This window comes from Stenotrophomonas maltophilia group sp. RNC7 (assembly GCF_030910085.1).
GTDB lineage: Bacteria > Pseudomonadota > Gammaproteobacteria > Xanthomonadales > Xanthomonadaceae > Stenotrophomonas > Stenotrophomonas sepilia.
Genome location: NZ_JAVFVN010000993.1, coordinates 1 through 13,423 on the forward strand (window position 1 = coordinate 1; position 13,423 = coordinate 13,423).

Genomic DNA, 13,423 nt, shown 5'->3' on the forward strand with positions numbered 1-13,423 from the left:
TTGTTGGTGGTGTTTTGTTTTTTTACCCTGGGGGGTTGTGGGGGGGGGGTGGGTTTGGGTTTCGTTGGGTTTACATTTTTTTGTTTGGGGGGGGGGGGGGCGGAAAACCATTTTTTTTTTGTGGTTGGGGTGGGTCTGGGGCCTTGGGGGGGAGGGTGGTCGGGCTTTTCTGTGTGTTTTTTAATATATGTCGTTTTATGGTTTTGGTTTGGGCGGGCGGGGGCCGGGCTGGGGGTAGGGGTGTGTCGTTGGCCGCCCGGCGCCCGGCACTACCTTCAGGTGGAAGCGCTGCGGATCGCCTCAGGCAGCGGCGCGCTCCTGCCGGTCTGGGTATCCATCCAGACCACCACCACGTTGCCGTCGGAATACAGCTTCGACGCGTCCTGCTGGTCGACAATGCGGTGGCCGATGGTCACGCTGCTGTTGCCCAGGCGCTCGACGAACAATTCGACCACGATGTCGTTGGGCCACACGATCGGCAGCCGGTAATTGACGTTGGTCGCGGCCACGACCGGGGCGATGCGGTCGGTCATCGACACGCCGTCCACGCCCAACATCCAGCGCACGCGCGCTTCTTCCAGGTAGGAAATGTACTTGGCGTTGTTGACGTGGCCCATGCTGTCCATGTCACGCCAGCGCACGCTGATCGGGATGCGGGCCAGGATCTTGTGTTCGCTGCTCATCAGGCGTCCTTCTTCTTCGACGTGCTCTTGCTGGCCTTGCCGGTGCTCTTGGCGGCCACGGCCTTCTTCGCCACCTTGGCCGGCTTCTCGGGCTTCACCTTGCGCGGCGGGCGGGCGTCAGGCTTGTTGGCCACGGCGGCCGGCTGCTCGGGGCGCGCGCTGGTGGAGGGCAGCATGCGGGCCAGGAACTGGCCGGTGTACGACTGCGGGCAGGCCGCCACGTCTTCCGGCGTGCCGGTGACCAGGATGGTGCCGCCGCGGTGGCCACCCTCCGGACCCAGATCGACGATCCAGTCGGCGGTCTTGATCACGTCCAGGTTGTGCTCGATCACCACCACCGTGTTGCCTTCGTCGCGCAGCTTGTGCAGCACGCCCAGCAGCGCTTCGATGTCGTGGAAGTGCAGGCCGGTGGTCGGCTCGTCGAGGATGTACAGGGTGCGGCCGGTATCGCGGCGCGACAGTTCCTTGGACAGCTTCACGCGCTGCGCTTCGCCACCGGACAGCGTGGTCGCGCTCTGGCCCAGCTTGATGTAGCTCAGGCCGACGTCGACCAGCGTTTCCAGCTTGCGTGCAATCGACGGCACCGGCTCGAACAGCTTCAGCGCATCCTCGACGGTCATTTCCAGCACGTCGTTGATGTTGAAACCCTTGTACAGGATCTCCAGCGTCTCGCGGTTGTAGCGCTTGCCGTGGCAGACATCGCACGGCACGTACACGTCCGGCAGGAAGTGCATCTCGACCTTGATCAGGCCATCGCCCTGGCAGGCCTCGCAGCGGCCACCACGCACATTGAAGCTGAAGCGGCCCGGCGAGTAGCCGCGTGCACGCGCTTCGGGCACCTGTGCGAACAGTTCGCGCAGGGGAGTGAACAGGCCGGTGTAGGTGGCCGGGTTCGAACGCGGGGTGCGGCCGATCGGCGACTGGTCGATGTCCACCACCTTGTCGAACAGGTCCAGGCCATCGATCTCCTTGTACGGGGCGATCGGGTGCGAGGCGCCGTTGATCTCGTTGGCAGCCAGCGAGAACAGGGTGTCGTTGATCAGGGTCGACTTGCCGGAGCCGGACACACCGGTCACGCAGGTCAGCAGGCCCGACGGAATCGCCAGGTCCACGCCCTTGAGGTTGTTGCCGCTGGCCCCACGCAGGTGCAGGGTCATCTTCGGGTTCGGCTTGTGCCGGCGCGCCGGGATCTCGATCGCGCGCTTGCCCGACAGGTACTGGCCGGTCAGCGAGCGCGGTGCCTCCAGGATGTCCTGCAGGGTGCCCTGGCCGACGATCTCGCCGCCATGCACGCCCGCGCCCGGGCCGATGTCCAGCACGTAGTCGGCCAGGCGGATCGCGTCCTCGTCATGCTCGACCACGATCACCGTGTTGCCGAGGTCGCGCAGGCGGGTGAGGGTGCCGAGCAGGCGTTCGTTGTCGCGCTGGTGCAGGCCGATCGACGGTTCGTCGAGCACGTACATCACGCCGACCAGGCCGGCGCCGATCTGGCTGGCCAGGCGGATGCGCTGCGCCTCGCCACCGGACAGGGTGTCGGCCTTGCGCTCGAGGGTCAGGTAATCCAGGCCCACGTCGACCAGGAAGCCGAGGCGTTCGCCGATTTCCTTGACGATCTTCGCGGCGATCTCGCCGCGCCAGCCCGGCAGACTCAGCTCGCTGAAGAACTTCAGCGCCTCGTCGATCGGCAGCACCACCAGCTCCGGCAGCGGGCGGTCGGCCACGAACACATTGCGTGCAGCCTTGTTCAGGCGCGCGCCATGGCATTCCGGGCAGGGTTGTTCGCTGATGTACTTGGACAGCTCTTCGCGCACCGCCGGCGATTCGGTTTCCTTGTAGCGGCGCTCGAGGTTGGGAATGATGCCCTCGAAGCGATGCTTGCGCTGGGTGCGGCCACCGGCTTCGGTGAAGTAGGTGAAGGTGATCGCTTCATCGCCGCTGCCGTACAGCACGGCCTGCTGCACCTTGTCCGGCAGCGAGTTCCAGGCCGCGTCGACGTCGAACCGGTAGTGCTTGGCCAGCGAAGCGATCAGCTGGAAGTAGTAGGCATTGCGGCGGTCCCAGCCGCGCACCGCACCGGCGGCCAGCGACAGCTCGGGGTGCACCACCACGCGCGAGGGATCGAAGAACTCGGCCATGCCCAGGCCATCGCAGCCGGGGCAGGCGCCCATCGGTGCGTTGAACGAGAACAGGCGCGGCTCCAGTTCCGGCAGCGAGTAATCGCAGACCGGGCAGGAGTATTTGGAGGAGAACAGGGTCGGCGCGGTTTCCGTGTTGTCCAGGCTCTGCACCGACGCCATGCCGTCGCCCAGCTTCAGCGCGGTCTCGAAGCTCTCGGCCAGGCGCTGCTTGATGTCCTCGCGCGGGCGGAAGCGGTCGATCACCGCCTCGATGGTGTGCTTCTGGCGCAGCGCCAGCGGCGGCACCGCGTCGATCTCATGCAGCTCGCCGTCCACGCGCACGCGCACGAAACCCTGCGCACGCAGCTGGTCGAATACCTGCGCGTGCTCCCCCTTGCGGTCGCGGATGACCGGCGCCAGCAGCATGTAGCGCTGTTCCGGGTCCAGGGTCAGCACCTGGTCGACCATCTGGCTGACCGTCTGTGCTTCCAGCGGGTAGCCGTGGTCCGGGCAGCGCGGGGTGCCGACGCGGGCGTACAGCAGGCGCAGGTAGTCGTAGATCTCGGTGATCGTGCCGACCGTCGAACGCGGGTTGTGCGAGGTCGACTTCTGCTCGATCGAGATCGCCGGGGACAGGCCCTCGATGTGGTCCAGGTCCGGCTTTTCCATCACGCTCAGGAACTGGCGCGCATAGGCCGACAACGACTCGACATAGCGGCGCTGGCCTTCTGCATAGATGGTGTCGAACGCCAGCGAGGACTTGCCCGAGCCGGACAGGCCGGTGATCACGATCAGCTTGTCGCGGGGCAGGTCGAGGTCGAGGTTCTTCAGGTTGTGCGTCCGCGCGCCGCGGATGCGGATGAAATCCATCGCCATGGGGGATCCGGTTGTGGGGGCGTTGGCTGGGTGCCGGGCCAGCAGGGAACGGCAATCGGTCAGCCTACCGAGGTGACCAGATGGGGGCAATGGGCGACAATGCCAGCCCCGTGTCTCACCTTGTGAGACAGGCCGACAGGCAGGGGTCAGATCCCTTTTCACGACGTGAAAAGGGATCTGACCCCGTTCCGGCCGGGCCCCCCGGCCGTCCAGGGGTTGACTTGACCCGCGCCCGATGTTCTGCGTACAATCCCGCTCCTGTCCGCCCTCGATGGCGGCAGCTCAGACCACAATAACTACAGAGGAAGGCCTGGTCATGTACGCAGTACTGGTCACCGGCGGTAAGCAATACCGCGTGGCGCAGGGCGAAAAGCTCCGCATTGAAAAGCTCGAAGTCGAAGTCGGCAGCGAGATCAAGTTTGACAACATCCTGATGCTGGGTGACAGCGACGGCGTGAAGCTGGGCGATGCGCTGAAGGGCGCTGCCGTCACCGCCAAGGTCCTGTCCCAGGGTCGTGCTGACAAGGTCCGGATCATCAAGTTCCGTCGCCGCAAGCACCACATGAAGCGTCAGGGTCACCGTCAGTACTACACCGAAATCGAGATCACCGGCATCGCCGGCTAAGCATCAGGAGAAGCAGTCATGGCACATAAAAAGGGCGTAGGCTCCTCGCGCAACGGTCGCGACTCCAACCCGAAGTACCTGGGCGTCAAGATCTTCGGCGGCCAGGCCATCGAAGCCGGCAACATCATCGTGCGTCAGCGCGGCACCCAGTTCCACCCGGGTTCGGGCGTTGGCCTGGGCCGTGACCACACCCTGTTCGCCCTCGTGGACGGCAAGGTGGAGTTCTCGGTCAAGGGCGCCAAGAAGCGTCGCACCGTCAGCATCGTCTCGGCCGACGCCTGATCCAGGCATCGCCGGCACCCGTGCCCCGGCACGGGAGTGCTGCATGAAGAGCCCCGCTTCGGCGGGGCTTTTCGTTAGAGTTGAAGCAAGACCGGCTGGGCCGGGTTGCCGGCCCACGGCCGGCATGACATTCAAGGCGGCGGCCGGCAGGCCACGCCCATCGCAGGCATCGAAACAATGAAACTGGTAGACGAAGCAGAAATCGAAGTGTTCGCCGGCAACGGCGGCAACGGCTGCATTGGCTTCCGTCGCGAGAAGTTCATTCCGCTCGGCGGCCCGGACGGCGGCGACGGCGGTGCGGGCGGCAGCGTGTACATCCGCGCCGACGAAAACCTGAACACTCTGGTCGACTTCCGCCATGACCGCATCTTCAAGGCGCAGCGCGGCGAGAACGGCATGGGCCGCCAGGCCTATGGCAAGGGTGGCGAAGACCTGACCATCACCGTGCCGGTCGGCACCGTGGTGATCAACGTGGCCACCGATGAAGTCATCGGCGACCTGACCCGGCACGGCGATCGCCTGCTGGTGGCCAAGGGCGGTCGTGGCGGCCTGGGCAACATGCACTTCAAGAGCTCGACCAACCGCTCGCCGCGCCAGGCGTTGCCGGGCGAGCCGGGCGAGGAGCGCACGCTGAAGCTGGAGCTGAAGCTGCTGGCCGATGTCGGCCTGCTGGGCTTCCCCAACGCCGGCAAGAGCACCCTGATCCGCGCCGTTTCGGCGGCGACGCCAAAGGTGGCTGATTACCCGTTCACCACGCTGTACCCGAACCTGGGCGTGGTGAAGGTGGAGAACCACCGCAGCTTCGTGATCGCCGACATTCCGGGCCTGATCGAAGGCGCGGCCGATGGCGCCGGCCTGGGCGCGCAGTTCCTGCGCCATCTGCAGCGCACCCGCCTGCTGCTGCACCTGGTGGACATCTCGCCGATGGAAGGGGGCGTGGACGGCATCTCGCCGGTGGAGCAGGTGCGTGCGATCGAGCGCGAGCTGGAGAAGCATGACCCGGAACTGCTGAAAAAGCCGCGCTGGCTGGTGCTGAACAAGGCTGACCTGATGTTCGAAGACGAGGCGCAGGCTGCGGCCGAGCAGATCGTTGCCGAGCTGGGCTGGAAGGAGCCGTGGTTCCTGGTCTCCGCACTGGGTCGCGAAGGCACCTTCCCGATCATGAGCCGGATCATGGCCTTCTTCGATCGCCAGAAGGAAGAAGAGCAGGAAGCCCGCGACGCGCAATGATGGCGTTGTGGTTCCGTGCAAAAAACCCGGCTTTGGCCGGGTTTTTTTGTTGGCTACCGCTCTTCTGTAGGGCCGAGCCCATGCTCGGCTGCTGTTCGCGCGGCCAGCCGAGCATGGGCTCGGCTCTACAGGGTGGAAACCGCAGGCAATAAAAAACCCGGCCGGGGCCGGGCTTTTGTCTGCAGCCCAACCCCGAAGGGCAGGGCGGCAACGCCGGATCAGGCGGCCTTGAGGGCCTTGATGCGGTCGTTCAGGCGGCTCTTGTGGCGAGCAGCCTTGTTCTTGTGGATCAGGCCACGCGCGCTGAAGCGATCCAGGATCGGCTGGGCAACGGCGAAGGCGGCTTCGGCGCCGGCGGCATCGTTGGCGTCCAGCGCCTTGATCACTTTCTTGACAGCGGTGCGCAGCATCGAGCGCTGAGCCACGTTGCGCGCGTTGCGCACGACGGTCTGCTTGGCGCGCTTCTTGGCGGACTTGATATTGGCCACGGTGGTGGTTTCCTGAAAAAATCGGTGTTATGGGAACAGCAAGCTAGCTAGTATGATGGCGTAAGAAATGCACGTCAAGTCGATTGTCAAGAGGGACGCTGAGTGAGTTCACCCAAGTTGTTGCGGGGCCTGCTGTCGTTCAGCAGCATGACCATGGTCTCGCGCGTTCTCGGACTTGTCCGGGACTTCGTGGTGACCACCACGTTCGGCACCAACGCCATCACTGATGCTTTCTGGGTCGCCTTCAGAGTACCCAATTTCCTGCGCCGGTTGTTCGCCGAAGGGTCTTTTGCCACCGCTTTCGTGCCGGTGTTCACGGAAGTGAAGGAAACCCGCAGCCACGCCGAGCTGCGCGAACTGATGGCCCGTACCGCCGGCACCCTGGGCGGGGTGCTGATGCTGGTCACCGCACTGGCGCTGATCTTCGCGCCGCAGCTGGCCTCGGTCTTCTCCAGTGGCGTTGATACCGATCCGGTCAAGCAGGGCCTGCTGGTCGACCTGTTCCGCCTGACCTTCCCGTTCCTGCTGTTCGTCTCGCTGACCGCTCTGGCCGGCGGTGCGCTGAACAGCTTCCAGCGCTTTGCCATGCCGGCGCTGACCCCGGTCATTCTCAACCTGTGCATGATCGCCGGCGCGCTGTGGCTGGCACCGCGGCTGGGCGGTACGCCGGAAAAGCAGATCCTGGCGCTGGGCTGGGCGGTGCTGGCCGCCGGCATCCTGCAGTTGCTGTTCCAGCTGCCCTCGCTGAAGGGCATCAACCTGCTGACCCTGCCGCGCTGGGGCTGGCGCCACCCGGGCGTGCGCAAGGTCATGACGCTGATGGTGCCGACCCTGTTTGGTTCCTCGGTGGCGCAGATCAACCTGCTGCTGGATACGGTGATCGCGGCCAAGCTGACCGACGGCTCGCAGTCCTGGCTGTCGCTGGCTGACCGCTTCCTGGAGCTGCCGCTGGGCGTGTTCGGCGTGGCCCTGGGGACGGTGATCCTGCCGGCGCTGGCCCGCCACCATGTCAGCACCGACCGCGAGGGCTTCTCGCGTTCGCTGGACTGGGGCCTGCGCATGACCCTGCTGATCTCGGTGCCGGCCATGCTGGGCCTGCTGCTGCTGGCCGAGCCGCTGATCGCGACCATCTTCCAGCACGGCCAGTTCAGCGCCTTCGACACCCGCATGACCGCGCTGTCGGTGTACGGCCTGAGCTTCGGCCTGCCGGCATTCGCCCTGCTGAAGGTGGTGCTGCCGGCCTTCTACGCCCGCCAGGACACCAAGACCCCGGTGCGCGCCGGGGTGGCGGCGCTGGTGGCCAACATGGTGTTCAACTTCGCCCTGCTGGCCGTGCTGTACCAGGTGATGGTCCCCGACGCGCTGAAGGCGCAGGGCGTGATGGCGGCGATCGGCAAGCAGCCGGGCCTGCACCTGGCACTGGGCATCGCCAGCGCGCTGTCCAGTTACCTGAACCTGGGCCTGCTCTGGTACTGGCTGGGCAAGACCGATGTCTACCAGCGCCGGCCAGGCTGGGGCGGCTATCTGCTGCGCCTGGTGCTGGCCTGCGCGGCCATGGTTGGCGTGCTGTTGGCCCTGCTGCACTGGCTGCCGGGTTTCTCCGCGATGCGTGTGTGGGAGCGGATCGGTGCCCTGGCGTTGCTGGTCGGCGGCGGCGGCGCGACCTATGCGGTGGCCATGCTGGCGATGGGCTTCCGCCCGCGCGACCTGCGCGGGCATTGATCGCGGCCCGTGGCGGCTATACTTCAGGGTTACACCATTGAAGCGGCGGCCCCGGTCGGGCCGGAACGAGAGTTGATGAGCAGGCTGTTCAGAAGCGTCGAGGGCGGGGAGCTGTTCCCCAACGGAAGCGTGGTCTGTATCGGTGCATTCGACGGCCTTCACCTGGGCCATCGTGCGCTGGTCCGCCACGCGGTCGCCCGCGCGCGCGCCTTGGGCGTGGCCGCAGTGGCCGTGGCATTCGAACCGCTGCCGCGTGAGTTCTTCGCGCAGGGCACGCCGCCGCCGCGGCTGACCCTGGCGCGCAGCAAGGTCGAGATCCTGCGCGAGCTCGGCGTCGATGCGATCGGCCTGCTGCGTTTCGATGCCGCGATGGCGGCGATGCCGGCCGAGACCTTCGTGCACCAGTTGCTGGTGCACCGGCTGGGCGCCCGCGAAGTCTGGATCGGGCCGGAGTTCTGCTTCGGCAACCGCCGCCGCGGTGATCTGGCACTGCTGCAGGAGATGGGCGCCGAACTGGGCTTCAGCGCCGGCGAGATTGAAGCGGTGGACCTGCATGGCGAGCGCATTTCCAGCACCCGCATCCGCCAGCTGCTGCAGGGGGGCGATTTCGCCCGCGCCAACGACCTGCTCGGCCGCCCCTACGCGATCAGCGGGCGGGTGGTGCGCGGGCGCCAGCTTGGCCGTACGCTGGGCTTCCCCACCGCCAACCTGCGCTTCCCGAAGACCCCGGCACTGTCGGGCATCTACGCGACCTGGGTGCACGGCGTGTTCGACCAGCCGTGGCCGTCGGTGTCCAGCTTCGGCACCCGGCCGACAGTGGACGGCGTGGAGCCGCTGCTGGAGGCCCACCTGTTCGATTTCCAGGGCGACCTGTACGGGCGCCACATCGACGTGGAGTTTGTCGCCAAGCTGCGCGACGAAGAGAAATTCAATGATCTGGCGGCACTGACCGACCAGATGCACCGCGACGCCGAACAGGCGCGCGCCCTCCTTTCCGAACATAGATTGCGAGCCACTGCGTGAGCCAGGACTACAAGACCACCCTGAACCTGCCAGCCACCGAATTCCCGATGCGCGGCGACCTGCCCAAGCGCGAGCCGGGCATTCTGGCGCGGTGGGAAGCGCAGGGGCTCTACCAGCAGCTGCGTGACAACGCCGCCGGCCGCCCGCTGTTCGTGCTGCATGACGGCCCGCCGTACGCCAACGGCCGCATCCACCTGGGCCACGCGGTCAACAAGATCCTGAAGGACATCATCGTCAAGTCGCGCTACCTGGCCGGCTTCGATGCGCCCTATGTGCCGGGCTGGGACTGCCATGGCCTGCCGATCGAGATCGCGGTCGAAAAGAAGTGGGGCAAGGTCGGCACCAAGCTCGACGCCGTCGAATTCCGCCAGAAGTGCCGCGAGTTCGCCGAAGAGCAGATCAACATCCAGCGCGTGGACTTCAAGCGCCTGGGCGTGACCGGCGACTGGGACAACCCGTACAAGACCCTGAGCTTCGACTTCGAAGCCAACGAGATCCGTGCGCTGTCCAAGGTCGTGGCCAACGGACACCTGGTGCGTGGCGCCAAGCCGGTGTACTGGTGCTTCGACTGTGGCTCGGCGCTGGCCGAGGCGGAGATCGAGTACCAGGAAAAGGAATCGCCGGCGATCGACGTCGCCTACGCCGCGCGCGATGCGCAGGCCATCGGCCAGGCGTTCGGCGTGGGCGTGCCGGCCGACGTCGAAGTGGCCGTACCGATCTGGACCACCACGCCGTGGACGCTGCCGGCCTCGCTGGCGGTGTCGCTGGGTGCGGAAATCAACTACGTGCTGGCCGAAGGCCCGGCCCACAACGGCAAGCGCCGTTGGCTGGTGCTGGCCGCCGCGCTGGCCGAGCGCGCGCTGCAGCGCTACGGCGTCGAGAGCGTGGTGCTGCACGGTGAAACCACCGGCGCGGCACTGGAGAACCAGCTGCTGGCACACCCGTTCTATCCGCAGCGCGATATCCCGCTGCTCAACGGCGACCACGTCTCCGACGAGGACGGTACCGGTGCGGTGCACACCGCCCCCGGTCACGGCCAGGAAGACTTCGTGGTCAGCCAGAAGTACGGCCTGCTGGACAAGTACAACGCCGGGCAGGTGACCCCGATCGACGGCCGTGGCGTGTACCTGGAATCGACCCCGCCGGCCGGTGAGGTGGTGCTGGCCGGCCAGCACCTGTGGAAGGCGCAGGAGGCCATCGTCGGCGTGCTGCGCGACAACGGTGCGCTGCTGGCCTTCCACCCGATCCGCCACAGCTACCCGCACTGCTGGCGCCACAAGACGCCAGTGGTGTTCCGCGCCACCCCGCAGTGGTTCATCTCGATGGACAAGGCCAACCTGCGCAGCGATGCGCTGGCTGCGATCGACACTGTCGGCTGGTTCCCGACCTGGGGCAAGGCGCGCATCCAGAGCATGGTCGACGGTCGCCCGGACTGGACCATCTCGCGCCAGCGCACCTGGGGCGTGCCGATCGCACTGTTCACCCATCGCCAGACCGGCGAGATCCATCCGCGTTCGGTGGAGCTGATGCAGCAGGTCGCCGACCGCGTCGAAGCCGAGGGCATCGACGTGTGGTACTCGCTGGACGCCGCCGAGCTGCTCGGCGCCGAAGCGGCCGACTACGAGAAGGTCACCGACATCCTCGACGTCTGGTTCGATTCGGGCGTGACCCATGAAGGCGTGCTCGCCGCGCGTGGCTTCGGCAAGCCGGCCGACCTGTACCTGGAAGGCTCCGACCAGCACCGCGGCTGGTTCCAGTCCTCGCTGCTGACCGGCGTGGCGATCGACAAGCGCGCGCCGTACAAGCAGTGCCTCACCCATGGTTTCACCGTGGACGAGCACGGCCGCAAGATGTCCAAGTCGCTGGGCAACGGCATCGAGCCGCAGGACATCATGAACAAGCTGGGCGCGGACATCCTGCGCCTGTGGATCGCCTCGGCCGACTACAGCAACGAGATGTCGCTGTCGCAGGAAATCCTGAAGCGCAATGCTGACGCCTACCGCCGCCTGCGCAACACCGCACGCTTCCTGCTCGGCAACCTGGACGGTTTCGATCCGGCCCGGCACCTGCAACCGCTCGAGCAGATGGTCGCGCTGGACCGCTGGATCGTGCATCGCGCCTGGGAGCTGCAGGAGAAGATCAAGGCGGCCTACGACGGCTACAACATGGCCGAGATCGTGCAGCTGCTGCTGAACTTCTGCAGCGTGGACCTGGGCTCGCTGTACCTGGACGTGACCAAGGACCGCCTGTACACGATGCCGACCGATTCGCACGGTCGCCGTTCGGCACAGAGCGCGATGTACCACATCGCCGAAGCGTTCACCCGCTGGGTCGCGCCGATCCTGACCTTCACCGCCGACGAGCTGTGGGGGTACCTGCCGGGCGAACGTGCCGGCCATGTGCTGTTCACCACCTGGTACGACGGCCTGGCGCCGCTGCCGGCCGGTGCCCAGCTCAACGCCGCCGACTTCGACCAGCTGCTGGCCGTGCGCGAGCAGGTGGCCAAGGTGCTCGAGCCGATGCGCGCCAACGGTGCGATCGGTGCTGCACTGGAGGCGGAGATCACCATCGCTGCCAGCGAAGAGCAGGCTGCGCGCTGGCAGCCGCTGGCCGATGAACTGCGTTTCCTGTTCATCAGTGGCGACGTGCAGGTGCGCCCGGCGACCACCGACGAGGTGTTCGTCAGCGCCCAGCCGACCACCAAGGCCAAGTGCGTGCGCTGCTGGCACCACCGCGCCGACGTCGGCAGCAACGCCGACCATCCGGAACTGTGCGGCCGCTGCGTGAGCAACGTGACCGGCGCCGGCGAAGTGCGGAGCTGGTTCTGATGGCCGCGCCCCGTCCGCATCCGAACGCCCTGGTCTGGCTGCTGCTGTCGGCGGCCATCATCGGCCTGGACCAGTGGTCCAAGGCCTGGGTGCTGTCGAGCCTGCCGGAGTTCCAGCCGGTGGTGGTCGTCGACGGCTTCTGGAACTGGTACCGCACCTACAACACCGGCGCGGCATTCAGTTTCCTGAGCGACGCCGGTGGTTGGCAGAAGTACTTCTTCACCGCGCTGGCGATCGCCATCAGCGGCCTGATGGCCTGGTGGCTGCGCGGTACCGCCCGTGGCAACTGGAAGGCCGCAGTGCCGTACGCGCTGATCATCGGCGGCGCCATCGGCAACGTGATCGACCGCCAGGTGCACGGCCACGTGGTCGATTTCATCCAGTGGTACGTGGGCAGCTACACCTGGCCCTCGTTCAACATCGCCGACTCGGCCATCGTGGTGGGTGCCATCGGCATCGCCCTGTTTGGCCTGTTCGACGGCAAGTCCGCCAAAAAGGCGGATAATGCCAATCCGAAACCGTAAGCCGGCCGCTGCCGGGAGATTGAACTGATGGATGTGCTGCTCGCCAACCCGCGTGGTTTCTGTGCCGGTGTCGATCGTGCGATCGAGATCGTCAAGCGCGCGATCGAAACGCTGGGCGCGCCCATCTACGTCCGCCATGAAGTGGTGCACAACCGCTTCGTGGTCGACGACCTGAAGCAGCGCGGCGCGATCTTCGTCGAGGAGCTCGATGAAGTGCCGGACAACAACACGGTGATCTTCAGCGCGCATGGCGTCTCGCAGGCCGTGCGCCAGGAAGCCGAGCGTCGTGGCCTGAAGGTGTTCGATGCGACCTGCCCGCTGGTGACCAAGGTCCACTTCGAGGTCGCCCGCCACTGCCGTGCCGGCCGTGACGTGGTGCTGATCGGCCATGCCGGTCACCCGGAAGTGGAAGGCACCATGGGCCAGTGGAACCGCGAAGCCGGAACCGGCCAGATCTACCTGGTCGAGGATGTCGAGCAGGTCGCCACGCTGCAGATCAACCAGCCGGACAACTTCGCCTACACCACCCAGACGACGCTGTCGGTGGACGATACGCGCGGCATCATCGATGCGCTGCGCGAGCGTTTCCCGGCGATGCAGGGCCCGAAGAACGACGACATCTGCTACGCCACGCAGAACCGCCAGGACGCCGTACGCGATCTGGCCAAGCGCTGCGACCTGGTGCTGGTGGTCGGTTCGCCGAACAGCTCCAACTCGAACCGTCTGAGCGAACTGGCCCGCCGTGAAGGTGTGGAGTCGTACCTGATCGACGGTGCGCACGAGATCGACCCGGCGTGGGTGGCGGGCAAGCAGCACATCGGCGTGACTGCCGGCGCCTCGGCACCGCAGGTGCTGGTCGATGGCGTGCTGGCACGCCTGGCCGAGCTGGGTGCCAGTGGCGTGTCCGAGCTGGACGGCGAGCCGGAATCGATGGTGTTCGCGCTGCCGAAGGAACTGCGTCTGCGCCTGGTCGACTGACCCGGCCTGGCTCTGGTAGGTGAGACTGCACAAGGTGGGTGCGAACC

Annotated in this window: 11 protein-coding genes; 8 read left to right on the plus strand and 3 right to left on the minus strand. The window is 66.3% G+C overall.

The features are described 5' to 3' along the window. Window positions 1-275: 275 nt before the first annotated feature. Together RCF13_RS25465 and uvrA are read right to left on the minus strand one after the other, a co-directional pair. Complete coding sequence (locus tag RCF13_RS25465) at window positions 276-683, minus strand: thioesterase family protein (RefSeq protein WP_061480767.1); 408 nt, start codon at window positions 681-683, stop codon at window positions 276-278. Beyond that, the gene (gene uvrA, locus RCF13_RS25470) at window positions 683-3,676 is read right to left on the minus strand and encodes an excinuclease ABC subunit UvrA (protein WP_061480766.1); all 2,994 of its coding nucleotides are present in this window, start codon (window positions 3,674-3,676) and stop codon (window positions 683-685) included. The genes RCF13_RS25465 and uvrA overlap by 1 nt, the downstream gene beginning before the upstream one ends. A gap of 316 nt (window positions 3,677-3,992) precedes the next feature. Here uvrA and rplU point away from each other — a divergent pair, with 316 nt between their 5' ends. The 3 genes from rplU (at window position 3,993) to cgtA (ending at window position 5,813) form a co-directional block, all read left to right on the plus strand. Then, window positions 3,993-4,301, plus strand: coding sequence for a 50S ribosomal protein L21 (rplU, locus tag RCF13_RS25475; protein ID WP_005408557.1), 309 nt, complete (start codon window positions 3,993-3,995; stop codon window positions 4,299-4,301). Between the two features lie 18 nt (window positions 4,302-4,319). After that, entirely contained in the window at window positions 4,320-4,583 is a 264-nt protein-coding gene (gene rpmA / locus RCF13_RS25480) for a 50S ribosomal protein L27 (RefSeq protein ID WP_005415704.1), read from the plus strand. A 177-nt stretch (window positions 4,584-4,760) separates the two neighbouring features. Further along, entirely contained in the window at window positions 4,761-5,813 is a 1,053-nt protein-coding gene (gene cgtA, locus RCF13_RS25485) for an Obg family GTPase CgtA (RefSeq protein WP_061479125.1), read from the plus strand. Window positions 5,814-6,031: 218 nt separating this feature from the next. Here the strand turns inward: cgtA and rpsT are convergent, their stop codons facing one another. Then, window positions 6,032-6,301: a 30S ribosomal protein S20 gene (rpsT, locus tag RCF13_RS25490; protein WP_005408560.1), complete on the minus strand. Its 270-nt coding sequence runs from the start codon at window positions 6,299-6,301 to the stop codon at window positions 6,032-6,034. A gap of 117 nt (window positions 6,302-6,418) precedes the next feature. Here rpsT and murJ point away from each other — a divergent pair, with 117 nt between their 5' ends. From murJ to ispH, 5 genes are all read left to right on the plus strand, one after another. Next, entirely contained in the window at window positions 6,419-8,023 is a 1,605-nt protein-coding gene (murJ, locus tag RCF13_RS25495; RefSeq protein ID WP_095377769.1) for a murein biosynthesis integral membrane protein MurJ, read from the plus strand. A gap of 75 nt (window positions 8,024-8,098) precedes the next feature. Further along, on the plus strand, window positions 8,099-9,046 hold the full coding sequence (locus RCF13_RS25500) for a bifunctional riboflavin kinase/FAD synthetase (protein WP_231352606.1): 948 nt from the start codon (window positions 8,099-8,101) through the stop codon (window positions 9,044-9,046). Then, window positions 9,043-11,874, plus strand: coding sequence for an isoleucine--tRNA ligase (gene ileS / locus RCF13_RS25505; RefSeq protein WP_134968496.1), 2,832 nt, complete (start codon window positions 9,043-9,045; stop codon window positions 11,872-11,874). Before RCF13_RS25500 ends, ileS begins: the two co-directional genes overlap by 4 nt. Continuing rightward, entirely contained in the window at window positions 11,874-12,398 is a 525-nt protein-coding gene (gene lspA, locus RCF13_RS25510) for a signal peptidase II (protein WP_134968495.1), read from the plus strand. The genes ileS and lspA overlap by 1 nt, the downstream gene beginning before the upstream one ends. 27 nt (window positions 12,399-12,425) lie before the next feature. Beyond that, window positions 12,426-13,376, plus strand: coding sequence for a 4-hydroxy-3-methylbut-2-enyl diphosphate reductase (ispH, locus tag RCF13_RS25515; RefSeq protein WP_019659291.1), 951 nt, complete (start codon window positions 12,426-12,428; stop codon window positions 13,374-13,376). The last annotated feature ends 47 nt before the right edge of the window (window positions 13,377-13,423 follow it).